The organism is Planococcus salinarum, assembly GCF_007004625.1.
In the GTDB taxonomy this organism is placed as follows: Bacteria; Bacillota; Bacilli; order Bacillales_A; family Planococcaceae; genus Planococcus; species Planococcus salinarum.
The window spans coordinates 18680-44660 of sequence record NZ_VIFV01000011.1 but is presented as its reverse complement, the minus strand read 5'-3'; the positions used below and the strand labels follow the sequence as shown (position 1 = coordinate 44660).

The window sequence follows — 25981 nt, the reverse complement described above, 5'->3', positions numbered from 1 at the left end:
GTAGCCAGCAAGTCTTAACCCATATACACAGTGGAAGAATTTTAAGTTAGAAAAATAACAGTTATATTAATGTATAATCATCCAACATACCGTTGATTTCTTCCGGACTATTGAACATCATGACGTCAATAATGGATAGATTAGGCACAAATTCTTCCGTTTTTTTCTGCTGGTAACTTATATCACCTGTTTTGATAAATTTTAATGTGATCCCTTTTGCTTCAAAGTCCAGTGGTGAATAAAGTGAAAATCCTCCAAAAGCATTTACATATTGATCTGCTGAAAGCAATTCGCAAATTTCTAATATTTTATCCTGCCCTTTTAGTTCCCCTTTTTTCTCTAAATCAGAGGAAAGCAATATGCGTGTATCCAAATCCAAATAATTGCAAATTTCTCTAATAGAATTTGTTAGATATTTGGCTAAGTTCAACTCTTGTTGATTTATCACCTTTTCTATCAAAACAAAAACTTCCTGGAAATAAGGTGCTTTGCTGTAAGCTTCCCTAATAGTTTTCAGCAATTTTTTATTGTAGATAGAATCAGAATCAATTTCAATTTCATTGATCAGCTTATTTTGACTGGCTTTGGATATTCTTAGGGATATTGGCTTTGCTTCTCCAGTTACTAAAATATTATTTTTATTGATCCAGCCCTTTTTGATATAATTTACATCATCATAGATCACGTATTCATCCACAGCTTTGATTAATTGCCAATATCCGATATACGGAAAAAAATAGGGTTGCATTATTCCTACTCTCACAGCTCCCCCCCCTTTACATTCAACGTCTGGACCTGCCGCTTTAAGTTTTCAACCAGCAACGGTTTCCTGTGTCATTTTAAATCTACCTTTGAGCCATTCTCACTTTGAATAAAAATTTAAACTTCTGACTTCCAATATCCCAGCTCAAGACATAATTTTTCATATTCTTTTTTCAAAATACTTACAATTATTTGGTCGTAATAGCGGTTGCTGCGAAATGCATAATCTCTTTTTCTTCCCTCCTCGACCCAACCGCATTTTTGAATAAATAAATTATAAGAAGGAATATTATGTTCAAGAATATCTCCTTCCAAGCGATTCAGCTGCAGTTCTTCAAAAGCATATTTCATAGTAGCCATTACAGTATCACGGCCATATCCGTGTCCGCGCATATTCTTTTTGCCAATGAGAATACCATGGTGGGCCGATCGATTTTTATAATCAATATTAAGAATATTCGAGACACCGATAAAACCGTCTTCCTCAGTTTCAATAGCCAAGCGAAGGTTTCTATCATCGTACTCTATCCGATCAAACCATCGATTCTGCTGTTCAGAGGAAATTGGCAATGTCCATCCTCCAAGAAGATTGGCTATTTCCGGATCATTATAAAAATTCCGCAATTCTTCCATGTCTTCTCTTTCCAAAGCCCGCAAAGTAACTTTTTTCCCTTTAATATTCATAATCTTCACTTCCTTTTCTTTAGAAATTTTTACTTCTGCTATATATATATGTGTTTCCAGTTCTTGAAATGTTCACTTGCCTGGTTTTTAATGAAAAGAACTTATAAAACAGATACAACACTTTTCTAACGCTACTCGCTCTTCTGGAATTAAATAATATTTCTGCTTATCGACTTTTATAAAAATATACTTTTACTAATTCAACAATATCATATTTCTGAATATTTAGTTATATTTATAAAGTTTTTTCTTTTTATAATTCTCGATTTACAATGAACGCCTCAAGTGACAAATCAATACAGCAATACGCTATTTACAAATCAGGATGGTGAATTGCATGTCTTCATTAAGATGAGAGAATATAAAAAAAACGCAACAATCGAAATAACCGATTGCTGCGCTTTCCCATATTATGCTTCATGAAATATATAATTGAAAATTCAGACATCAAAAAATATATTTTCCTCTTTTTTGAAGTAATCACAGCTTCAAGTATGTGAAACAATCAATTCCAGGTGGCCTTTTATAAAATATTGGCCAATTGTTGCCGGCACAATGAAATTGTCGCCTTTTTTGATTTGTGATGCTGTTTCCTCAGTCACGAACTCCCCTGATCCTTCAATCACACTTACCATAAGAAAGCCTGTAGACAATGGTGTCTCCACACGTCCGGCAATAACCCAATGATAGACAGTGAAATATTCTTCTTTTATCAAACGGGTTGCCACCAGATTCTCTCTCTTGTTTTCCACTTTATCCTGTACAATATTCCGATGGGGACAGGTCGTAACCGTAATGGCCTCTTCCAGGTGGAGCTGGCGTTTCTGACCTTTGTCATCTGTCCGGTCATAATCATATACCCGGAAGGTAATATCTGAACTTTGTTGGGTTTCCAGAATTACAATTCCTTTACCGATGGCATGGAGCGTACCGCTTGGTACATATATAAAATCACCTTTTTTCACTTTTATACTGTGGAACAATCCTTGCCAATCCCCTTTTTCCACCATCACTTGAAATTCTTCTTTCGATTGGGCTTTATGGCCAATTATGACTTCAGCCCCTTCTTCACAATCCAAAATATACCAGCATTCAGTCTTGCCGCAGGGCTCCCCTGCCACTTCCCTGGCATACGTATCATCGGGGTGGACTTGCACAGACAACCGATCATTCGCATCCAGTAATTTTATCAAAAGCGGAAATTCTATCCCGGAACTCTCTTTGCCAAATAAATAAGGATGGTCCTCCCAGATTTCACATAAGCTTTTCCCCTGCAGTTCACCATTTTTCACAATGGATGGTCCATTTTTATGGGCAGAAATCAACCAGGCTTCCCCGGTCAAATGATTTGGAATATCATAATTGAATAATGCCTTCAACTTCTCCCCGCCCCAAATGCGCTCCTGAAAAAATGGTTCAAGAAAAACCGGTTCATTATACATGAACTCACCCTCCCTATCTCAAGTCAAGCAGTCATGACACACTGCAGCAAATTCCATTAACAGCCCTGCCCTAGTTGCCGGTTTGACGAAGCTTGCACAGCGCTTCGATTTCATCCCATTCATTGGAAGTGCGGAAGATATCTTCTTCAATCAGCTCGCTGCCTGTCTGCACTTCAATGATTTCCATATTTGTAGTCGCTTTTAAAGTATGTTTGGCCCCCAATGGAATGTGGATAACATCACCAGTCCGCACATGGCTTAACTGATCGTTGAATACAAAAATGCCCTCGCCTTTTACAATCGTCCATACTTCACTTCGTTTATAATGCATTTGGTAACTGAAATTCATACCGGCATTCACTGATATCCGCTTGATCAGGACCTCATTGCCTTCAGTGTATTTCGTGTATTCGAGAACACGGTACCATCCCCATCTCCGCTCTTCATACATAGGCCGCACCTGCAGTCCGTCAACATACTCTTTGACCTTGGTGCTGGCATCTTTATCCGTCACCAAGATTCCATCCGGACTTGCTGCAACGACGACGTTATCGAGTCCCAGTAAAGTTATCGGGATGTCCAGTTCATTTACTATATGTGAATTTTCCACTCCTTTTCCGATAATCCCTTTTCCGGTTACGCGGCCTCCCATTTCTTCCGTCAAAGTATTCCACGTCCCCAAATCTTTCCAGTATCCTTCGTAACAAAGAGAAACAATATGGCCCGCCTTTTCAACTATTTCATAATCAAAACTGTTTTTAGGCAATAGGTGATAATTTTCCAATAATTTATTGTATTCAACCGGCAAGCCTCTTTTTTTCAATAAATTAATGATGTAACTTAACTTGAATGCAAAAACACCACAATTCCACAATGCATTTTTCTTAATTAATTTCTCAGCCTGAAGTTCTGTCGGTTTTTCCTTAAAGTAATCAACCGTCAAATAATCGCTGTCACCTAGATCCTGCGGAACAATATAGCCGTATTTGGCAGAAGGATACGTTGGTTTGACCCCCATAAGAGCGAGATCAGCATCGGATTCATTAAGGGCTTTTTCCAAATCATTCACCCGGCTGAAAAAACGATTTTCAACATAAGGATCCACCGGCAGCATCGCAACAACCTCATCCAGGCTGCAGCCTTGGACCGAATACAAATACACAGCAGCCAGAGCGATTGCAGGGAATGTATCCCTTCTTTCCGGCTCCGTAACAATGTGGACATCCGAACCCAGTTGAGTCTTTATCATGTCTACTTGCGAATAGCTGGTAGCAATAATGGAATCCTTGGCCAAGTTGGTACTTTCAAGCTGCTCCCATACTCTCTGCACCATGGACACTTTGTTCCCCTGTTCATCATGCAGAACTTTCAGAAATTGTTTGGACCTCGCATCATTTGAAAGCGGCCAAAGACGCTTGCCTGAACCCCCTGAGAGTAAAACCAGTTTCATATAAATTCCTCCAGTCTATTTATAAATAGGTTTTAATGAGGCAAAGAATTTTGATATAAAACAATGCACAAACACTACTATAAGACTAAATAACAATGTGAATTATGCATTTTCCTTAGAAGAGGTGATTCTTTATAACCTCTTCGATAATAGATATAAATACATTCTAATCAAAAATACCTAAAAATTCAATATAATTATCAGATAAATTAGAAATTTCAATTATTTATTTCCTGGATTTGATTGAAAACTTATTCCAAAATACTTCGTTTTCCGAATTAACTATACTTTCAAACGGTTTTGATCAACAGCAAAAAACCGCCCTTCAAAACCTTAGTTTTGAAGGGCGGCAGAAATACCTTAATAATGAAGTTGTTTTGCACTTTTGCAGCGGTTGGTTCACCGGTTTGTTCTATCGCTTAAATCGCGAATTGTTTCCTCCTCTTGTTTGTGTATTTTACCGCTGTCGGACACAGATTTTAATGTCTCCCGATACTTGCTGATCGATGTTTCTTTCGTTAAATGATTCTCCAGATAGTTTCTTCCCTTCAAACCCATCTCTTTGAGTGTGTCTTTATCCATTTTGTAAAATAATTTTACAGAATCGGCAATACTTTCATAATTTTGCGGATCCACCACCATTCCTGCTCCGCTTTCCAAAATTAATCTGTCGATTTCACTTTCTTTTTCCACTACGCCAAGAACAGGTTTACCTGCCGCAAATACCCCATAAATTTTGCTGGGCACCGATACACCTTTTATCCCCTTCTGGTTTACCACCAGGTGGATATCAGCAGCATTCAAAGAGTACGGTATGAAATCTTTAGGTTGATAAGGTAGAAAAAGGACATTTTCAAGATTATTTTCTTCCACATAATCCTGCATTTTCTTTTTTACTGCACCTTCTCCTATGAATAAAAATATAATGTCCGGTTCTCCCCTGAATTCCCGGGCAATCTTAATAATATTTTCCAAATCATAGTACAATCCCAAATTCCCGGAATACATTACAACGAATTTATCCAAAAGCCCATTCTTCTCCTGAAAATCTTTTACAACCGCATTGCTTTTATCCAGCGGCAATATCTCACTCTCATTCGTCCAATTACTGATGACGGTATAGTCGGGTATTTTTGAATTCGCGAACCGCTTTTCTAAAGTTCCTGCCATATCTCTCCCTACGAGCAGCACGTGATCAGCATACCGGCAGTTCAATTTATCGACAGCTCTGGCAATATCAAAAATAAACTGTTTGTTGGTGTAAGATACAGCTTCCGCCTGCTCGGGGTTGAAGTCATGGATGCTGTAGACGTGACGGGAGCGCTTGAAGAATTTCCCTATCGTACCGATAAGCCCTCCCAATACTGGAGGCTGGGAAATTGTAAAAATGACGTCTGTCTTTTTTTCTTTTAATAATGCGATATTTGCCAAAGCAAAATAACTGAAGATATATCGCATTCTGCTGATTTTCGAATTCTTGTCTACCTGCGGCAGCTTGATCCGGACAATTTTTATACTCTCCAAATAATCTTCTTCGAATAGTTTCTTCACTTTGTTTTTTTCACCGGCATATCCGGGTTGTGCCGCGATTACCGTGATGTCAAAATCTTTCTGGATGCTGGTAGTCAATTCGGTCATCAATTGGCTGGTTGCCGCTAAGTCCGGATAAAAATAATTGATTACAAAAGTTATCTTTTTTTTGTTTTTCATTTCTACCATCCCATCCTTGAAAATCAGCAGAGATTAAATGACCCATTAAAGCTCGTTAAAGAGATTGATCATTTTCTCGGAATATTTGTCTTCTGTATAAAAATTCTCAAATGTTTCCCTGCTCGCTTTACCAAGCCGCAATCGTTCCTCATTGTCAAACACCAGGTACTTGATAGCGTTTTTCAATTCTTCCACAGTCGGTTCGACCAGCACTCCACAGCCTTCAATCATTTCCGCAATAATTCCTCTATCACTTGATATGATAGGCAGTCCAGCAGCCATCCCTTCTATAATCGACATGGGCTGGCCTTCCACTTTATATTTCGTGGGAAGGACCATTAAATCCGATCCCAAAAAGAATTTCTTCTTTTCTTCCCCTTTTTTAATGCCGTGGTATTGGATGCTATCTCCCACATTATTGGACGCTATAAATTTTTTCACCTTCTGAAATTCACTCTCATTCTGAATACCACCCACCAGATCCAACTTGACGGAATGGCCTTCAGCTACAAGGGAAGCTACTGCTTTTACCAGCTCAACATAGCCTTTTTCCACCATTAAATTGCTGAGATATAAAAGAGATATTCCCTCCTTTCTTTTTTTCCCTTCAATTTCTTCTTTTCTGATAAAGTCCAAGGGAATGCCATTAGATACAACTTCCACCCGATCGACCATCCCTTTGTAATTGCCTGATAACTTGCTGCCTAACACAATGCCGATATCCACCTTTTTTATGTTATTAACGATAAACTTATTGATAACCCCGGTGGTCGCATCAATGGTGCCCCCCAAATTATTGCCGTGCAAATGAACCACCACTTTGGATTTTCCAAACATTTTACATGAATGGATGATCAGGCAGTCTCTGAGCAATCCGAGCTTCGTCTGTGAAATCGAAATATAGATGATGGGATCCTTCAACTTGAGGGAAAGAAACATTGAGCGAATTACGGCAAGGGAATCTGTAGCCACTTTTTCAAAGGATATTCCACCGGGATTTTCGAAATTTTTCCTGTTAAGGTTTATTTTTTTTACGTGAAACTCTTCATGGAGCCTTTTGGCATCGTATAAAGACTTTAAAGCAATGCTTTCCCCGAGTATCGGGGGAGGCAATGGACCAATAAAAATTAAATTCTTCTTTTTTATTTCCCCCATATAAACCCACCTCTCAAATATATTAACTTTGCCTTTTGAGTTATCTATTTTTAAGAACAGGCTTGCCCGCCAGCTCTTTCTCTATATTTACTATAATTAAATGCACAATAATAAATATTGGCACAATAATCACCAAAGGCTTTAAATAATAAATATATCCATACCAAAAGATTCGGGGCATTGCCGTAACAATAAGGTAATAGCCGATTGCAAATCCAAACTTTCCGAAAAATGCCCGTAATAGCCCAGCTGGCAGGAACACTATCACATAAGTTACAAAAGGTGCGGCAATCACTCCGATTATTTTGTAATTCATATAATATTCGCCGTAAATTAGTAAGCCGTAATTTGTGTGAATCTGATTTGCCACAATATAAGCCGCACCTTCGCCTGCTGTCCCAAAGAAGGAAGGAATCAGCTGCGGAATGTAATTTATGAGCGTATGGTAGGTGCCAGAATTATGAGTTACCTCAATTGCCGCAGCGGTCGAATAGATAATATCCTGAACTGTCGGATAATTGATCAAGTTTATAATGGCCTCTGTAATAGCGGTTGCATCAAATATCAATCCGGAATGCCTTACTAAGCCCAAATATGAAAACAAAAGAACTCCTATAGTTATAAAAGCGACTTTTTTAAAATTAAGTTTTTGCTTGAATAATTCCCCTTTTTTAGTATTCGCGATAATGAGGTAAATGATTAGAATCAAGCCCAGAATATCGACTCTCGCAAAGTGTGTCAGAAGCCAAAAAGGAACAAATATTAACGCAAATGTTCTAAACTTGCTGTCTTTTGAACCGATTATTACAAAGAAGTATGAAATGGCAACTACTGCATTCCATGCGTTGCCCGGCAATAGGCTATTAGACGTAGCAGTATAGGATCCTCCGGGCAAATCCGGCAGGTAAATAATAACGGAGATAACCGATACGGCGCTGAAAAACCAAGTGGACAGCAGGCTGGTCGAACTTGAAGTTAAGTATTTTAATACTTCCAAGTCATATTCCCTAAAAGTTTTTTTGCCGACGTGGAGTAAGAGGGACCACGTATAATAAAAGAATAAGGCTGAAAATGCGAGTATGTTGAAATGTTCCTCGATCAGCAATGTTTGGTTGTTGAATAGGGGCTGTACTTCTTTTATGGGCGCAAATCCCAACAGGCTGATGATCGGCAAAAAAAGCAGCACTAAAGAAAATGAGGCCAAACCGGTTTTAAAAGTAAAAATGTCAACTACAAACTTCACAATAAATATGGTCAGGATAATCACATTAAAGAAATTATCCTCAATGAAAGGCTGGTCCAGTAACAGCAAATAATAGAAAACTGACAACCCGGAAATAATATTAACAACGATCTGAATGATGTTCGCCTTTAATTTGGCATTGGAAGAATCATTCATTTCCTCACCTCTTACTCGAAGATTCAATGTATCAGCAGAGAATTAGCCGAAGGTAGTCCAGCCGCCTCTTTGCGACGAAGCCAGCGCAGCGATGCAGCGCACTTTCATGTCTCGAAGCTAGCGCAGCGATGCAGCGCACTTTCATGTCTCGAAGCTAGCGCAGCGATGCAGAGACAGAGACAGAGACAGGAGCAGCAAAATAATCGTGCTCCTGGTTTTGCGGAGTATCGCCTACTATATTTTATTCGTTCAACATATATTAGGTAATTTCTGCGGATAAATGGCATTCAGGAAGTAGCAGCTTCCGACAAAGCATACTCTTTTTGATAAGAGTTACCGAACTTTTTATAGAAGATAAGCAGAATTTTCAAATTGACAAAGGTCAATAAATAATAAAGGAAATTATTTCCGGCAGTACCCCGTGCTTTGACCCCTTCGGCCAAAACTTTTCTGGCTAATTTAATGATGGCTTTGCTTTGGCTGCCGATGCCGATTTTTAATATGATTTTCGAAATATAAAAGATGAATCGCTGGAAAGTGCGGTTCCCCATCTGTTTAGCTGTTTCTTTGTACTTAAGGAATATCAGCATATGCCCTTGAGCCGAAGTCGGTTTATTGGTAGTGATTCTTTCACCATCGTGCTCGAAAAAAAGCACTAGAGGTTCTTTTACAAAATCAAACTTAGTGATGAGTGCCAGACGGATATATAAATCCCAGTCCTGACAGCTAGGCAAACTGCCATCAAATCCCCCCACTTCGATCAGCAATTCCTTCTTCACCAATATCGAAGAAGTCGTATTGAGGCAGTTTCCTTCAAATAATTTTGGCAGGAGATCCCCTTTGTACTGTGGAATTACCGTTTCTATAACTTTGTCGCCATTCACCACTTGCACGCCTGTATACACGACACCAGCTGAAGGGTTTTTCTTGAACAAGCTTAATTGCTTTTCAAGTTTTTCAGGAAGCCATTGGTCATCTGAATCAAGAAATCCGATAAACTTTCCGCCTGCCTGCCTTAATCCCGTATTCCTTGCTTCAGAACCGCCTTTATTCATTTCATGCTTAATGTAATGAATTCGTGCGTCTTTCATATTCCTCACTACTTCTTCAGTGTCATCACTGGAACAGTCATCCACTATGATTATTTCGATATTTTGATATGTTTGTGTTTGCAGACTGCTAATTGCCTTTTGCAGCAAGTTTGACCGGTTGTAAGTAGGAATCACGATACTTACCAAATCACCTGCGTTTTCCATATCCAGTTCACTCCCTAATATCCGCCTTCTAGCCTGAAAGCTGAAGTATTGTTCAATAACACAATAAATATCTGAATAGAAAGAAATCTTTTTATCTTAAAAATTATGCAGAGCCACTTTTCAGTAATACTCTGCACAAGGAAATATCAGTATTCAATTATCATATTGCGCTCTTTCTGCTGGCTTTCCAACAAGGCGATATCATTTGAAACCATTATTTCCACTAATTTCCCAAACGATGTACTGGTCGGGTTCCAATTTAATAATGTTTTCGCTTTTGAAGGATCACCCAGTAATTGCTCAACTTCCGCAGGACGGAAATATTCTGGTTTAATCTCAACCAATACTGCAGCCGTTTTTTTATCAATGCCTTTTTCATCGATCCCTGATCCTTGCCACTCGATTTCAATCCCTGCTTCCTTGAAAGCAAGAGTGGCAAACTCTCTGACAGTGTGCATTTCACCAGTTGCAATAACAAAATCTTCTGGTTTATCATGCTGCAGCATCAGCCACATGCATTCTACATAATCCTTTGCATAACCCCAATCACGTTTTGAATCCAGATTGCCCAAAAACAGCTTTTCCTGCATGCCTTTAGCAATTCTTGCCACGGCCATACTTATTTTCCTTGTTACAAAAGTTTCTCCCCTTCTTTCAGACTCGTGGTTGAACAAAATCCCATTTACAGCAAATATATTATAAGATTCTCTATAATTTTTCGTAATCCAAAAACCATACAATTTTGCAACTCCGTATGGAGAACGGGGGTAAAAGGGAGTAGTTTCTTTTTGAGGCACTTCCTGCACTTTCCCATACAGTTCAGAAGTGGAAGCCTGATAAATCCTTGTCTTTTTTTCCAGTCCCAAAATACGGACTGCTTCTAAAATCCGCAGCGTCCCGACTCCATCCACATCAGCAGTATACTCAGGAGTTTCAAACGAAACCTTCACATGAGACATGGCAGCCAGATTATAAATTTCATCCGGTTTAATGTCATTAATTAGTCTAATGACATTGGAAGTGTCGGTCAGGTCACCATAATGGATATAGAAATTATCACTTGTTTTCAGTTCTTCAACGTACAGATGCTCAATTCTTCCTGTATTGCTGCTTGAACTTCTACGGATAATCCCATGGACTTCATAATTTTTTTCCAAAAGGAAGTCTGCCAAAAATGAACCGTCTTGCCCAGTAATTCCAGTAATCAATGCCTTTTTCATCTAATCCCCCCCAATTTCACTCCCATTGCCGATTCATCTACTCTTTTCTGGTCTTCATTCTCTAAATACCAGTCATAAGTCATTTTCAACCCTTTATTCAGAGAAATAGACGCTTCCCAGCCCAACGCGTTCAGTCTTGTTACATCGACCAACTTTCTTGGCGTCCCATCCGGTTTTTCTGAGTTATAAATGATTTCGCCCTGGTACTTCACTATCGTTTTAATTTTTTCCGCCAGTTCCTTGATGGAAATATCTTTTCCGCAACCGATATTGACGATATCATTTCCACTGTAATTGTTTATCAAGTGTATTGTTGCATCAGCTAAATCATCAACATAGATAAATTCTCTTTTCGGAAGCCCGGTTCCCCAAACTTCAACGTTTGGAACAGAGTTAATTTTTGCTTCATGGAATTTCCGGATCAGCGCCGGCACGACATGTGAGTTTTCTAAATCAAAATTATCATTCGGGCCATAAAGGTTAGTCGGCATCAAAGAAATATAGTCAGTGCCGAATTGCCTGTTATAAGATTCGCACATTTTGATGCCTGCTATTTTTGCAATCGCATACGGTTCATTAGTCTTTTCCAATTCTCCGGTCAATATGGAATGTTCCTTCATTGGCTGAGCAGTATATTTTGGATAGATGCATGTGCTTCCGAAGAAAACAAGTTTTTTTACATCATTCTGATAAGCTGCATCAATAACGTTCGTTTGGATCATTAAATTGTCCCGGATAAATACTGCCGGATAATCATTATTGGCTAAAATCCCGCCTACCTTTGCCGCAGCGAGGATAACATATTCCGGTTTTTCCTCCTGAAAATATTGATCTACTTGTTTTCGGTCCGTCAGATCCAGTTCTTTGCTTGTGCGATAAATCAGGTTGTTATAACCTTTTTCCCTCAACTTTCGGACGATTGCCGAACCTACCAGCCCTCTGTGTCCAGCCACATATATCTTCGAGTTATATTCCATACTATCTCCACCTTTTCAATAGAATCTTGAGAACACATCGGTGATACTCCTTTTTAAAAATCGACTCCTCCCCGTAGAGAATGCAAAGGAATTTCTTTTCAACTCTTCAACCTGCGGATTTGGAAAGATAAATTTCCGGTTTCAGGAAAAATAAATATTCGTTATTCTTAATGTTCAAACGGGAAATGCATATTACGCACATTACTATATACTTACCTTTTCCTTTTTATTTATATACTTTAACATACTTTCGACTTAATAAAACAGACTATTTAGATAATTACAAAAAAGTCGCCAAAGAATTAAATCCAATCAGTGCTAATACAAAATTTCTTTCCATATATCTTTACGCCGTTCGATGTCTATTCCATATGGCACGTCTTCCACGAAGTTGTCAGGATACCCTGCAAAATCGAAGGAGGCTTGAATATTTTCAGGCTTATTTTTATATTTATATAAAAACTCGAAATCGATTATCCGCGGACCTTCTTTCGTAACCAATATATTTCCGGGATGAAAATCGATTAACGCATAGCCTTTGTTGTAGAAAAACTCGCTGATGCTGAGGATTTCGTGTTTGTATTTTTTTAAGGCTTGCATTTTAAAATATTTCGTTCTTGAAAGCAATGTCGTTTTCAAAAAAGGGATAATAATGTAATTTTCTCCACTTTCCAGTAAGGCAGGTATGAATCGGCACTCTTTGCTTAACTCGCCATATACGTACTTTTCCCTCTCGAGGAACCTTTCCTTTCCTGCTTTATAGGTTTTTTTCACCGCTTTAGTCCCATTGTATTCAATGATTTCCACTTTAGCTCTGCGCTTGTATTGTGATACATCTTTGATGACTTTCTCTTTTGTTTTATAAAGCCGATCCCACTCAGTAACCGTTTCCTGAACTTCATCAATAATTTCCGGTGAGATGGAATTAATATAATCCAACGCTTCAATTTCATCATCCGAACTGTGGATGGGATTGGTTTTTTCCATGTCAGGCAGCGAAGAATTGATTTTCAATCTGATTTCTTCTTTGAATAAATAATGTTCATTCGACACATGGGGGTATTTTTTGCGCTTATCACCCTCCAGGGCTTTCGGATGGTAATCATACATGACAAGCATAACGGCAGGTTTCCCCCCACTTATCGGCCATGGCCCTTTGTCCCAATTCCCCCCCCTGAGATTTTGAGCAGCTTTCTCTCTTTGTTCAGGTTTAAGTTCAACACTTTTGACAAGGTTTAAACCGCTCTTTTCAAACCACCCGACTATTAAACCCGTCAACCCTCTTTCATAAGCCCATTCTCTGATAATAAACACCATGAGTTCCCCGTCTTTTTCAAAATTATTTCCAGTCTCTTTTATGATGGAATTTAACCAGGTGGCATTCCCTTCACTCAATTTTCTGAGTGTATCTGTAGCAGGGGCCCATCCCGCTTTTTCCAGCAGCTCATGGAAGTACAATAAGTTCAACTTCTCCAATTTAATATTATTCTCTCCAGCCAATTTTTGCAGGATTTCTAGATACTCATGATCCGACAAATCTTTGTTCGGCTGGTCTCCTTCGTGGACAGGAATCCCCGACTTTTCACCTTTATGGTAAACAGCATGATACATCAGACTATAAAAATAATTTTTTTTATTTGGAATGTAATACTTCCCTTCCCACAACTCCCGGTCCTGCAGGATCTGTTCCCCTAAGTAAGGTGGATAATATGCGATGTTTTTGAAAGTGCTTCCCGGCAATCCACTGAGGCTGTACAAGTCGAAGGGCAATATTCCTACCCGCTCATTCATCAAATTCTGAACTTTTTCAATATCGCGATCCGAGATCAGTAAATCCACATCTTCACTAAGATCAGAAAATGGTATTTTATCGTGCCAGCGCAAGACTACATACTGCAACTGCAGTTCATTTACTGCATCAAAAAAATTTTGGTATCCGGTTTCTGGCGATAGGTAATATCTGGCCTTTTTTTCTTTCTTGAACTCTCTTTTAAAAATGATTACCGGATTCCCCTTTTTGTCCTTGTCCGCAAAACTTCCCATTTGAACTTCCCACTTCATTCTGCGCGCGTATTTATACGCCCAGACGGCAAAAGAGCTGAAACTCTTCAACAAACTGTCCGGCTGACAAACGATGAATTGGGCTGATGAATTGAAAGCGTTCTTTACGTCATATACACCACATCTGCTCAAAATTAAAATATCAGCATTATTTTTAACCAGTACGTTTTTATCCTTTGTATAGAAGAGTTCCGATTCACATGAACGGTCAGGTGATTCGAAACTTATCCCCAAATAATTCCAAAATCCCCTTTCAGCCAACTCTTTTTTCACCAAATTATCAGCTGCATTAAAATGTAGAATCCTCACATTCCTGTTTTCTGCATAAAAATTTTCAATAGCGTCGCCCAATGTTGCAATGCTGTTCATTTCCACACTCTCCCATCAATACATTCCCATGACTTTGACAGTACTTTTAATATGAACCTTCGTTTTATATTGCAGAACCGCCATTGCTATTGTTCAACCTCAACTTCTTCGACAAAAAAGTTTTGATCCTCGTATTTTTCAAACATCTCTTCGTCTGTAATAATCAGCTGTCCTTCATTTAGCGTATTCCCTATAATTTCATGCCCTGTTCCGATGTTCACAAAAATACCATTCATCGAATCCCCTCGCGGATTCAGTACTAAGTTATGGATGATGCGTATATTGTGGCTGGGAGTCATAAGATTCTCCCCCCCATCGCCTGGACGCACGGCTATATTGTACTCATTATTGAATGTGTAATTGGAAAGAATCAAATTGGATTCCGCGGCGTTTTTTATATCAATTCCATAATAAAACCCACTGACACTATTATTTTCAATCGTACTGTACCTTTCACTTTCTACAGTTATTCCTTGTTCTGCTGTAAATCCCGGCCGATCTTCTGTGACCATACAATTCGTAACCCGGTTATACTTGCCAACCCCATACAGCGAGAGATGGCCATCACTTGAGTTTCGAACCACACATGAATCGATTAAATTATGATCCGATGCGAAATTTATGATTCCAGAACCGGTATTATATTCACTTGTAACTTTACGGATTACATTATTATTTGCACGATGAAGATGAATCCCTTGAGAATAATTTTTTGTGTACATATTTTCAACTGAGCTTTCCTGGCTTTCATGGATTAAAACAGCTATATTCGTCACCAGTGATTTTTCTTCCGGCAGTTTATCGCCCATCAAAGTTCCTCCCTTCAAATGGACGTTCGAAGTTTGATGAATCCAAAATACACCATGTTTTTGATCGGTCTCTGTTTTGAAGATTACTTCATCCATCAAAATGGTAATGGGTTTTGTAATTTTCAAAGAAAAAAAACTTTCGCCATAACCTGTAACCGCTTTGTGTTCAGGATTTTTACTAAGCTTATAAACCCCTGGCGGCAAGATAAGAGTCCCACCCTCAGCAGTATTATTTATCGCCTCCTGCAATACCTCAGTATCATCCGTTATTCCATCTCCCTGTAAGTCATATCCTTCTTGAGTATCCACAATCTCCTGTTGACCCGAAAGTTTCTCAATTTTAAAAAGAAAATAACTGATTCCGATTGCTCCTGATAACAGAATTACTAATAACCATTTCATTTTAATGTGAATTCACTCCTTTGCAGTGGACAAGAACCCAGAAATTCGTGGAGTTGCATCAGTTACTGGGAACCGGTTTATAAGCAATGCGTTTTAGTGGTTTGCTTCTTAATTCAGCAGGGATATGCCGATTTTCATGTATTGTGATTTTCAATTTTATATTTCAGGATGTCTATGTTTCTAAGCAAATAATACTTGCTGATAAAGAGGCTTTTCGTTAGGCTGTTGACGCCGCGGAAAGTATTTCCGCTTTTTATAAGATCAACTCCCTGATAATAAAAACTGTCCGCTGCATTGAATTTTTTCTTTTCTGCATCGTCAGCAATTTCTCTGGAATGTTGCATGATTTCCGTCAATAAACTATCATCTTCAAGGGTATTTTTTCTGTATAATTTGACTACTCCTTTAGTATTCAAGAATTGTTCGAGACTGAAAGATTTCGATATGCCGCTTTTCCTCACTCTATATTGAAGTACGAAACCATTCATTTTTCCTATTTTGCAGTTTTTGCTCAAACAGCGGAGTATAAAATCGTAATCTTCACAATAGCTGATTTCCCTGTATCCCTTTAAGTCCTTAAAAATCTCTGATTTTAAAAACCATGTGGGATGGAAAGATATATGAATTTTTTCAAGTCTTTTTTTAGATTGCTGAGCATCCATTTCCTGCGTGTTTGTTTGATAGAGATTGGCATTTTCTTCATCAATTACTTGTACGCCTGAAAATATGAAATCCAATTGATGGTTTTCCAGGTATTTTTTTTGCATTTCCAATCTTTCAACATTGGAAATATCATCAGCATCCATGCGGGCGATATACTTGCCACTGCATTGTTCCAAAGCGATATTCAGGCTTTTGACTAAACCCAAGTTTTGTTCATTTATTATCAGCTTTATCCGATTGTCTTTTAACCGGTATTGTTCCAGCAACTTCAGTATTCCTAAATTTTCAGGGTTATCCAAAACAATAATAAATTCAATATTTTCATAGGTCTGATTAAGGATTGATTCAATGCTTTCGGTTAGCCAATCCAACCTTTCGTTATATGCACTCATTATTACAGAGATTAATTCATTACCCAGCAGAATCACCCCTCAAAAATCTTGTAATGGCAAGCTTATTATCATGATATTGTTTGAGAATATGTGTTGTAATAGTTCTCTTTGGAGTTGCTGTAATTGTTCAGCACAACCCCAATTAATTTACTTTTTGACACCGCAATCGCTTCTTTAGCCTTGATTGCCTGCTGCTTCTCTGTGCTTTTGGAATTCAGCACAAGGATGACTCCGTCGCATTTGTATGCAAGTATTTGAGCATCTGTAACTGACAACATGGGCGGTGAATCAAAAATTATCAAATCATATTTACTTTTCAATTGATCAAGGAGCACATCCATTGATTTAGAAGCCAATAACTCAGCAGGGTTGGGCGGTATCTGTCCAGAAGTTAGAATATCCAGGCCATTGACCCCCGTTTTCTTAATGGCTGCTTTTAAGGAAACCTGTCTGCCTAATATACTGGAAAGGCCCATGATATTTCTGATTTTAAAGGTATGATGCATTGTCGGTTTACGCAGGTCACCATCAACCAGTAGGATATTTTTTCCTTCCTGGGCATAAACGACAGCCAGGTTTGCGGCGGTTGTGGATTTTCCTTCCGCTGGCCCAGCGGAAGTGATTACTATGGTTTGAATATTTTCATCAGGAGAAGAAAAATTTATGTTCGTCCGTAAAGTCCTGTATTGTTCTGAAACATAAGATTGTGGCTCTGTATAAGCAATAAGACTCCTTGCGCCGTACTTTAAGTTTTTATCCTTTTTCACCATATTCGAAAGGCCTCCTTTTTCTTCAATGCCACTGGGGTAGCTTTTTTCACTTTATCCTTTTCTACAATGGGTGAAATAACAGCAAGCAATGGAACTCCCAAGTGTTCATCAATATCCTGCTCATTTTTAATTGTTGTATCCATGTATGCAAGCAAGATGGATATACCGATGCTGAGAATCAATCCGGCCGCTGCTGCCACCAGCATATTCCTTATCGGATTTGGAGAAATCGGTGCTGGATTGGGTTTTAAAACCGCAGGAGACAAAATCGTTACGTTATCCACGTTCATTAAATCCTGTATTCTTGACTGGAATACCAAAGCGGTTGAATTAGCTACATTTACTGCAAGTTCCGGATCTGAATCCTGCACTGATATGCTAAAGACCTGAGAGTTCGAAGACTCTTCCGCAACAATTTTACTGTTGAGGGCATCAGCAGACATATTCAACGACAAATCTTCTATTACCGGATCAAGGATGAAAGGGCTTTTAATAATATCAATGTACGTATTGATCAATTGCAGATCTGTTTGAATATCCTGATTCGTCAACGTCGTCGCTTCCGTGCGTTCCTGACTGACCAGAATTTCCGTGGAAGTCTGATAGATGGGGGTCAGCATGTAATAGGTAATACCTGCAGCAATTCCAATAAAGATTAAAGTTGTAAAGATGATAAAAAGGATTCTTTTTCTTAATATTGAAAAAATTTGGTTCACATTAATTTCTTCAAACATGTCACACTCTCCTATTCTTTTCCTGAAGTCTCTTAGTCACTTCGGTTTATACAAACTGTAAAAAAGATAATTTTAAGCTCAATTCTATGCTATTTGGTCTTTTAATACCAGTATTCTTTGATATTTTTTTAATAATTTAGATAATTAAAAAAATTTCACCATTAATTCAAGATTTTAATGACCGTTCTTTCAAATTAATGCGATTTAAACTGGTATTCCAAAAGCATTGCATTGCAATAAAATTTACTCCATTGAACTTTTTGCAATAGTAAGCATGTTTGCGAACTTTTCATCCCAATCATGCTTCCTCGCGGTTGCCAAGCGATCCTGCACATACTTTTCATCATTTTTAAGTTTCAGATTTTCATTGCAGGCTTCAAAAAAATCTTCTTCAGTAGTTGTATATGAGTAGACGCCCTCCTGATGATATTTTTCAGTAGTCGGAACCCCTATTCCGACTACAGGAATTCCGGAAGCCAGATATTCAAACAACTTCAAAGGGCTTACAGCTTGGTTGTATTCTATTTTTTTATAAGGCAGTATGCCGATATCAATTGATTGCATGTAATCCGGGACTTCTTCATAGTCTATGCCGCCTGTTGCATAAACATTTGGCAAAGTCAGCAGCGTTTCCAATGAAGGATTGCTTTCCGGTGGAATCGGACCGATCAAAACCAGATTGGCATTTGGATTTGACTGAAAAAACTTAAACAGCAGATCAAAATCAAGCTTACCTTTAATGCCGCCCACGAAACCGATTTTCGGAGAAGGAATATGGCTCAACTTATCAGTCGGTAAGTAGGAATTACTGAACTTATTGAAGTCCACACCATTTTCAATTATTACTATTTCCCTGTCCGTCATCCGCTCCAGTTTTTCAGCCAGATATTTAGATGTGGAAAATAAGAAGTCACTGTTTTTTGCAATTCTTTTTTCAGACCTTGCAATCAGATTTTTCACTGCCAATTCCCGCATACGCTTCTTCCCAGTCGATTTTACCCATGGGTCCCCCCATGAATCACTGCAGTCATAAATTACTTTATCCCATCCAGACAATTCTGAGAGATCACTGAACCCCGGATATGTATACCAAAGAAATTTGTAATCCGGCATTCCATTTTTTGCTACGAAACTTCTGAAAAGGGACTTATTCATCCCCTTTATTAGATGGGATATATTTTTATAATCATTTACCGTTATTTCAAAAACTTGTGCCGAAATTTGAGTTGCAGACATTCTTTCTGTTTTATGCAAAACTTTTTTTATGTCTTTTTCTTCAGCCGGGCATATCCAGAAAATCATTCTCGTAGATGGGTCTTGCAATAACTCATCCATTAATCTGTGCCTCCGGTATTTTAATCCGTCCGCTCCAATTTTGGAAGTCGCGACTATATAATGATCAATCTTCATCGTCCCCGCCTCCTTATCTCAATTTTTCAACCAAAAAAAGATCAACCAACTAGTTCAATTGAACCTTTTAGCAATTTTTTAAAGTACTATTTTCACAATATTTTTTTCTTTATCACCATTATAATATCTTTTTCTAAAAAAATCAGATATTTCTGAATTTTTTTAGAAAAAATTTCTAAAACTTCGGGATAAATAAATTCAAGTAATCATTTATGCGAATCTTCCCTTTTGTTCACAGCGCATTAATCGACTATTTTCAAGCCGATTTTTTTGTGAAAAGAAAATAAGGGTGCTGCCATTCAGATCAAATCTTAATGGCAGCAACCTTATTTGGTTTCTAGTTCTTATTTATTGTGCCATTTCCATGCGCTCTTAATGATTTCTTCCAAATCGTACCCAGGTGTCCAACCAAGAACTTCCCTGATTTTACCGGCTGAAGCCACCAGGACGGCTGGATCACCATGACGGCGGTCTGTGTATTCGACTACAGCCTTCTTTCCAGCAACTTTTTCACAAACGTCAATAATTTCCTTTACCGAATATCCTTCTCCGTTGCCAAGGTTGAATACTTCATTTGAAACCTTCCCGTTATTCATCCCTTCATAAGCCAAAATATGGGCATCCGCTAAATCCTTCACATGAATATAATCACGTATGCAAGTGCCATCTGCTGTTTTGTAATCTGTTCCGAATACAGAAATCTTTTCTCGGTGCCCCAGGAGTTGCTCCATGATTAGCGGAATCAGGTGCGTCTCTGGATCGTGACTTTCACCAATTTGTCCTGAAGGATGTGCTCCTGCTGCATTGAAATAACGCAGCACTGTATACTGGAAATCATAAACTTGCGCCATATCCGAGAGAATTTGCTCAACCATCAATTTCGAACGGCCGTAAGGGTTTATAGGATTTGTTGGTGTTTCTTCAGTAATTATATCCGTTTCCGGAATGCCATATGTCGCGGCAGTTGAAGAGAAGATGAATTTCCCGACGCCGTGCTCTATCATTTTTTGCAATAAAACAACCGTTGCACCAACGTTATTACTGTAATACTTCAATGGCTTCTGTACCGATTCGCCCACCAGGCTGTTAGCCGCAAAATGGAATACTGCATCAATATTATGTTCTGTAAAAACACGATCCAGAACAACCGGGTCCCCCAGATCCCCCTCTATAAATATTGCCCGTTCATCCAACAATGCCGGAAACCCTGTAGTTAAATTGTCCAACACTACTACTTCATATTTCCCGATCAGTTCCTTCACCGTATGACTGCCGATATAACCGGCACCACCACATACTAAGATTGACATAGAATTCTCCTTCCCCCTTTTTGTTTCTACTATAGACGACTGCCATAGACTGGCATAGTTAAAATTCAAGAATATAAGCTTCCATCACGCTACCGGGGAAGACGGTCTATTCCTGAAGAAGTGAAAGTCAGCGATGATGAATGGCTAAACATGGAACTATTCAACAGCCATGGAGTTTATCCTCCAACTGAACAGCAGAAACGGAAAATCCGTTTCTGCTGTTTTTAAATATACAAGCATTTTAGTTATTAAAATGACTGCAATACACCCTTTTCATATCCACGTATAGTTTTTCCCCCAGCTTTCACGCGCCAGTTTTTCAATTTCTTCTACGTCTGAATCTTCCACCATATACGTGTCTCCCTGCTCATAGGGGTTGTAATGGAAGGCATACATTCTGGCAGTGAATTGGTTGAAAGGCAAAGAACTTTCTCCCTCCAACTCACCCTTGCCCTGAACGCTCGTTTCAATGCCCTGCCCCCAGTTCTGACCGCTGTCATTGTTGGGGTTGTAAAAATATACACGGTATTCACCGGAAGGAGCCTCATCAATTCGCTGAATCGATACAGCATGGAGGCCCAGAAGTATGCCGTGTACGTTCGTAATGTAAATACCGACAGGATTCGGATAAATCATTTCATGGCCCTCATTGTATTCCGGATGATGCGTTGCATAGAACAAGCGGACAAAGGCTTCATAATCGGTAACAAATCCGGTAAGCGGGTCGATGATGTTTATAAAGCCTCTTTGAATCCATTCCCCGTAGAATTCCGGATTCACCCATTTATGTCCATCTTCCCCCCGCAGCGCCGTCTTCTTCATCATTTCGTTGTAAATTTTATCAAGATGCGGAACCAGTACTCTTGAAACCGGATCGAGTTCATGGTGTATCTCTTCTGCGACTCCGCCTACAATTGCATTTGAGTGGATATGTACACCTTCGAATGTCATATCGATGTCATTTTCTCGAACACCTCGTGCAATGTACTCAAGCAATTGAACAATTCCGTGTTGGGCCCATAATGATAAAGCTCGTGCAGATTGGCATGTAGGATTCAACCCCTGGCCGATTCCCAGCGGCTGGCCAAGTACGTTTATAACACCGCCCACCAGGACACCGTTTGGTGTAATTCCGGCTTTTCGGTATTCCCGTTTCATCACCATTTTTCTGACAGCCGGATGATAGTCAATTTCAAATAATCTTCTGATTGCCGGCAATACCGGTTCCTGCGTCAGCACGCCACGGTCGAGCATCCGGGTTAAACCATAGACCACCTTACTGGTTGACGGATAAATTGAAATCTGGATAATATCCCGAATCAATTCGGTGTTGGCGTTATAACTTGCTGTCCCCATTTCAGTCAGACCTAGTGCTTTTGAAAGAAGGTCAGGATATCTGCGATTCAGATGACGAATAAGAATAGCATGGGCAGGAGCCACAAGCCCGGTGGCTTCCATAGAATCCCTGAATACTGATGCTTCTGCCATAATGGCATCTTCATCCAACTCCATAAGTTTTTTCTGATAGTCTTTTAAGCTCGGTATCTCCTCTGTCAACGGTGTTGGGTATGAAACAGCTTTCTTAAACGACAGTAATTTATTTTTCGTTGTTTCTTCAATATTTTCATCCAGCATCTAATCCTTGAAAGTCCGGAGGACCTACTACCACGTACGGCCGGTCCAGCTTGTCCACCGCTTCTATCGCAGGCAGGCTCCAGCCCAATATAGCTATCAATTGACGTTTATTCGTCGAATCTTCCATCGATAAACACTCCCTTACCATAATTTCTATCCAACATAAATATACTATCTCTTTAATCAGAATTTTACAAACATATAGAGTGACTAATGATGCACCTTTACATTCAAAATTACACTCAATAGCACAATAATTTGTTAATATCTTTACAAAAAAACATTTTAAATCTGATGCCAGAGTTTTTGTATATGTCTTATACAATGCTGACAAAGTATTATTCCGGTTTAGAAACAGGAAAAGCCCGAAGCGAATTAGTTATTCGCTTCGGGCTCTACTGATTTTTATTTGTTGTTCCGGTTTTATTCAACTCATTGCCTAGAAATTGAAGCTGGGTACCGATTGTACAATTGCTTATGCAGAAGCGATGGGCAGCGGTTTTTCCTTGCTCTTTGCGAAATTGCGTTCTTACGAAACAGCCCTCGCAATACGTATTCAACATTTCATCGATCTCATTGATAATTGATAATTTATTCACGCAGTCACCTCTCAACAAAATTGCCGTTTCATCATTCTACTACTTGTTTGTTTTTTATTCCAACAATAGTTATACTGTCAAAGGATTTATTTTACTGTTCCAGCGGTTCGTGAACTCCCGCTTTACCAAAACTAAGGAGGAAATCAATTTGTTCAATGAATTTTTGGGTCTGGGCTTTGTCCTGGTCAATTTTGTAATGCTGATTGTTATGTATAAGCTTTTCGGTAAGGCAGGCTTGTTTGCCTGGATGGCGATGTCCACCATCCTGGCGAATATCCAGGTGACCAAAACGATTGAAATCATCGGCCTGACAGCTACACTTGGAAACAGCCTGTATGCTTCCACTTTTTTGGCCACTGATATTTTAAATGAAAAATACGGAAAGAAAGAAGCAAAAAAAGCGGTCTGGCTCGGTTTCTTCTCATTGCTCGTAATGGTCATCGCCATGCAGTTCGGATTGCAGTTCATCCCGGGAGACAGTGATTTTGCGCACGGTTCGCTCCAAACTATTTTCGGATTGGTGCCGCAAATAGCGGTTGCCAGCATGATTGCCTATCTGGCAAGCCAGCATATTGACGTGCTGATATTTTCGGCTCTTCGAAAAATATTTCCGAAAGACGGCCAGTTTTGGATCCGCAACAACGGCTCCACGTTACTGAGTCAATTGCTTGATACCCTAATTTTTACCAGCATCGCATTTTACGGGGTCTTCCCCTTCGATGTCTGGCTTCAGATTTTCATCTCAACGTATATTCTGAAATTTATCGTTTCCCTTCTCGATACGCCATTCGGCTATATCGCGAAGTGGATCACACCAAATGACGAAAAGCAGGTGTAGACTATGCTTGAAATTTTTATCGATGCTGCCACCGCAGGATCGCCTCAGGTCAGTGCAGTCGGGGTTTTCATCAGAGGCGAAGGCCATTTGATCAAATGGAGTGAGTTTGTGGGCGAAATGGACAATCATGTCGCGGAATTCACTGCCCTCGTGAAAGGTTTGGAACTTGCTGCAGATTTGACGACCGATATGGTTTCCATTAAATCGGACTCGAAAGTGGTCGTCGATGCGTTTGAACGGGAGTTCATCAAAAACCCGAACTACAAACCGCTGCTTGACGAGGCCCTGATCCTGTCGGAGGCTTTCACTTACTGTTTTATCAAATGGATTCCGAATTCCCAGAACCGCGCCGCACATGATTTGGCGGGCACTGCCCTTCGCGCGAACAAATGAAGTACTATTGCTGTATGAATCAGGAGGAAAATTGAACATCTTTTGCATTCCTTTCCCAAGGTCAGGCTGTTTTCTGATAAGATAGAGGGAGTATAAGCTATTGGAGGAAAATCATGAGAACAAAACTAGGCACTGCACTTGATATTTTCATTCTGATCATCGGACCTTGGATCATTTACACCCGAATCATTGAAATCATGGACAGCGGGCCGGCTGTTTATCCGATTATCTCCATTGTAATTGTGACATTGGCCGTCATTTTTGCTATTTACAATCTGTATGTATTGTTCAGTGGTAAACAGCAAGACAACACAAGAAAGTAGCCGGAAAGGTGATTTTGTGAATTCTGTACTTTTTTACATCATTCCACTTATAATATATGCAATCGTCAACAATGCGGTCGCCAATCTTTACTGGCCACATTTCCTTCTATTATTGTTGTCTTTTGTGGTGTTTCAACTGGCACGCATCCGTTATCCGAAAGATAACATACCGGCACCTGCCAAAGTTGCCCAAGGCGCATTTTATGTATTGACAGTGGCCATCATTTTCAGAGATCAATTTCTGGAACCTTTGATTGTCAATGTATTGCTCGGCATTACAATCGGTCTCGTCATCTTTGAAATTTCACAGGACAGAAAGCAGGCTTCCCAGTGAAGCCTGCTTTTTCTTTTGGTTATACTCTGTTGCCCCCACATAAAAAAGCGAACGGCAGGAGCTCCGCTCCTGCCGTTCGCTTTTTTTTCAACAGCATAAAAGACGAAAACAAATTCATCCAAATCCATTTACTGAAAACAGTCAAACTTCTTCGCTGTCCGTTTTCCTGTTTTGCTGCAGGATAAAAGAGATTGCTCCTGTGCCGGCCAGCATTGACGGCACAGACCCGGAAAACAAATAAATCCATTGATCCGTGAACATTGATATGATCAGAAAAATCAGAGGAAATCCGATTAACAAAAATAATGATACAAACAAGGCAATCTTCAAAGAATTCCTCATCAGGCACCTTCTTTCCGGATTAAGAACCAGCAACTCATTTACTTTATGAATTTAACCATCAAATCTTCATCGATATAGATTTCACCGGTTTTCATCGAGTGAATTTCAGTGCCATATGTTTCAAAACCATATTTGAGATAAAAATTCTTGGCACGCAAATTATCGGAAGCCACCATCAGGTCGAGCCTTTCGAGCCCATCCCATCCATCAGCATAGTCCATTACTTTATCCATCAGTGCATTGGCCAATCCTGTGCCACGGAACTGAGGTGATACATAAACGGCTACAATGGAAGCCCGGTGCTTCATCTTCGGTAATGTCTTTCTTGCGAGTGTCATATTCCCGACCAAGCGTCCCCCTTCATAAGCACCGAACGTCACTGCATCTTCCGAGGCCAGATTTGCCCGTGTTTTGTCGATCGGCTTGTTCAATGCATCTTCATATAGTGTAGAAAATGCATCAGGGCTGTCCAGCAGCGCTTCGAGCCTAAGTATATAGTAGGCTTCTGCGTCCTGTGGTGAGATAATTCGAATTTCCATCGT

The 25981-nt window shown here is 39.4% G+C and carries 25 protein-coding genes; 4 read left to right on the top strand and 21 right to left on the bottom strand.

Annotated elements, in window-relative coordinates; genetic code table 11:
* Window positions 1-61 precede the first annotated feature (61 nt).
* The 19 genes from DIJ65_RS08285 to DIJ65_RS08195 all read right to left on the bottom strand — a co-directional run bounded on the left by DIJ65_RS08285 (window position 62) and on the right by DIJ65_RS08195 (window position 23209).
* Window positions 62-763 (bottom strand): WbqC family protein, encoded by a 702-nt coding sequence (locus DIJ65_RS08285; RefSeq protein ID WP_117301212.1) that lies wholly within the window; start codon window positions 761-763, stop codon window positions 62-64.
* 116 nt (window positions 764-879) lie between these two features.
* Entirely contained in the window at window positions 880-1446 is a 567-nt protein-coding gene (locus DIJ65_RS08280; RefSeq protein WP_117301210.1) for a GNAT family N-acetyltransferase, read from the bottom strand.
* A gap of 488 nt (window positions 1447-1934) precedes the next feature.
* On the bottom strand, window positions 1935-2888 hold the full coding sequence (gene manA / locus DIJ65_RS08275; RefSeq protein ID WP_117301208.1) for a mannose-6-phosphate isomerase, class I: 954 nt from the start codon (window positions 2886-2888) through the stop codon (window positions 1935-1937).
* 70 nt (window positions 2889-2958) lie between these two features.
* A complete protein-coding gene (locus tag DIJ65_RS08270) occupies window positions 2959-4338 on the bottom strand; it encodes a sugar phosphate nucleotidyltransferase (protein ID WP_117301206.1) in 1380 nt (459 codons plus the stop codon).
* 399 nt (window positions 4339-4737) lie between these two features.
* On the bottom strand, window positions 4738-6048 hold the full coding sequence (locus DIJ65_RS08265; RefSeq protein WP_117301204.1) for a glycosyltransferase family 4 protein: 1311 nt from the start codon (window positions 6046-6048) through the stop codon (window positions 4738-4740).
* 45 nt (window positions 6049-6093) lie between these two features.
* A complete protein-coding gene (locus DIJ65_RS08260; RefSeq protein WP_117301203.1) occupies window positions 6094-7203 on the bottom strand; it encodes a glycosyltransferase family 4 protein in 1110 nt (369 codons plus the stop codon).
* 40 nt (window positions 7204-7243) lie between these two features.
* The gene (locus DIJ65_RS08255; RefSeq protein WP_117301201.1) at window positions 7244-8602 is read right to left on the bottom strand and encodes a hypothetical protein; all 1359 of its coding nucleotides are present in this window, start codon (window positions 8600-8602) and stop codon (window positions 7244-7246) included.
* A 287-nt stretch (window positions 8603-8889) separates the two neighbouring features.
* Window positions 8890-9858 (bottom strand): glycosyltransferase family 2 protein, encoded by a 969-nt coding sequence (locus tag DIJ65_RS08250; RefSeq protein WP_117301199.1) that lies wholly within the window; start codon window positions 9856-9858, stop codon window positions 8890-8892.
* Between the two features lie 146 nt (window positions 9859-10004).
* Entirely contained in the window at window positions 10005-11078 is a 1074-nt protein-coding gene (gene gmd / locus DIJ65_RS08245) for a GDP-mannose 4,6-dehydratase (protein ID WP_117301198.1), read from the bottom strand.
* Window positions 11075-12055, bottom strand: a complete 981-nt coding sequence (fcl, locus tag DIJ65_RS08240) for a GDP-L-fucose synthase (RefSeq protein WP_117301196.1) — start codon at window positions 12053-12055, stop codon at window positions 11075-11077. Before fcl ends, gmd begins: the two co-directional genes overlap by 4 nt.
* A 318-nt stretch (window positions 12056-12373) precedes the next feature.
* Window positions 12374-14485, bottom strand: a complete 2112-nt coding sequence (locus DIJ65_RS08235) for a hypothetical protein (protein ID WP_117301194.1) — start codon at window positions 14483-14485, stop codon at window positions 12374-12376.
* 86 nt (window positions 14486-14571) lie between these two features.
* The gene (locus DIJ65_RS08230) at window positions 14572-15696 is read right to left on the bottom strand and encodes a right-handed parallel beta-helix repeat-containing protein (protein ID WP_117301192.1); all 1125 of its coding nucleotides are present in this window, start codon (window positions 15694-15696) and stop codon (window positions 14572-14574) included.
* Between the two features lie 134 nt (window positions 15697-15830).
* Entirely contained in the window at window positions 15831-16787 is a 957-nt protein-coding gene (locus DIJ65_RS08225; protein WP_142836492.1) for a glycosyltransferase family 2 protein, read from the bottom strand.
* Between the two features lie 32 nt (window positions 16788-16819).
* Window positions 16820-17521 carry a CpsD/CapB family tyrosine-protein kinase gene (locus DIJ65_RS08220; RefSeq protein ID WP_117301188.1) on the bottom strand — a complete coding sequence of 234 codons (702 nt, stop codon included), beginning with the start codon at window positions 17519-17521 and terminating at the stop codon, window positions 16820-16822.
* Window positions 17515-18255 (bottom strand): YveK family protein, encoded by a 741-nt coding sequence (locus tag DIJ65_RS08215; protein WP_117301186.1) that lies wholly within the window; start codon window positions 18253-18255, stop codon window positions 17515-17517. Before DIJ65_RS08215 ends, DIJ65_RS08220 begins: the two co-directional genes overlap by 7 nt.
* 243 nt (window positions 18256-18498) lie before the next feature.
* A complete protein-coding gene (locus tag DIJ65_RS08210; protein ID WP_117301184.1) occupies window positions 18499-19665 on the bottom strand; it encodes a glycosyltransferase in 1167 nt (388 codons plus the stop codon).
* 344 nt (window positions 19666-20009) lie between these two features.
* Window positions 20010-20975, bottom strand: coding sequence for a UDP-glucose 4-epimerase GalE (gene galE / locus DIJ65_RS08205; RefSeq protein WP_117301182.1), 966 nt, complete (start codon window positions 20973-20975; stop codon window positions 20010-20012).
* A 273-nt stretch (window positions 20976-21248) separates the two neighbouring features.
* Window positions 21249-22610, bottom strand: coding sequence for a hypothetical protein (locus DIJ65_RS08200; RefSeq protein WP_185959528.1), 1362 nt, complete (start codon window positions 22608-22610; stop codon window positions 21249-21251).
* A gap of 395 nt (window positions 22611-23005) precedes the next feature.
* On the bottom strand, window positions 23006-23209 hold the full coding sequence (locus DIJ65_RS08195; RefSeq protein WP_117301181.1) for a zinc-finger domain-containing protein: 204 nt from the start codon (window positions 23207-23209) through the stop codon (window positions 23006-23008).
* A 148-nt stretch (window positions 23210-23357) separates the two neighbouring features.
* Between DIJ65_RS08195 and DIJ65_RS08190 the strand changes: the two genes are divergently transcribed.
* The 4 genes from DIJ65_RS08190 to DIJ65_RS08175 all read left to right on the top strand — a co-directional run bounded on the left by DIJ65_RS08190 (window position 23358) and on the right by DIJ65_RS08175 (window position 25097).
* Window positions 23358-24047, top strand: coding sequence for a queuosine precursor transporter (locus DIJ65_RS08190; protein WP_117301179.1), 690 nt, complete (start codon window positions 23358-23360; stop codon window positions 24045-24047).
* A gap of 3 nt (window positions 24048-24050) precedes the next feature.
* Window positions 24051-24440, top strand: coding sequence for a ribonuclease HI family protein (locus DIJ65_RS08185; protein WP_117301177.1), 390 nt, complete (start codon window positions 24051-24053; stop codon window positions 24438-24440).
* Between the two features lie 113 nt (window positions 24441-24553).
* Window positions 24554-24763, top strand: a complete 210-nt coding sequence (locus DIJ65_RS08180; protein ID WP_117301175.1) for a hypothetical protein — start codon at window positions 24554-24556, stop codon at window positions 24761-24763.
* A 16-nt stretch (window positions 24764-24779) separates the two neighbouring features.
* The gene (locus DIJ65_RS08175; protein WP_117301173.1) at window positions 24780-25097 is read left to right on the top strand and encodes a hypothetical protein; all 318 of its coding nucleotides are present in this window, start codon (window positions 24780-24782) and stop codon (window positions 25095-25097) included.
* 141 nt (window positions 25098-25238) lie between these two features.
* Here the strand turns inward: DIJ65_RS08175 and DIJ65_RS08170 are convergent, their stop codons facing one another.
* Together DIJ65_RS08170 and DIJ65_RS08165 are read right to left on the bottom strand one after the other, a co-directional pair.
* Window positions 25239-25439 (bottom strand): hypothetical protein, encoded by a 201-nt coding sequence (locus DIJ65_RS08170; protein ID WP_117301171.1) that lies wholly within the window; start codon window positions 25437-25439, stop codon window positions 25239-25241.
* Between the two features lie 38 nt (window positions 25440-25477).
* A complete protein-coding gene (locus DIJ65_RS08165) occupies window positions 25478-25978 on the bottom strand; it encodes a GNAT family N-acetyltransferase (RefSeq protein ID WP_117301169.1) in 501 nt (166 codons plus the stop codon).
* Between the last annotated feature and the right edge of the window lie 3 nt (window positions 25979-25981).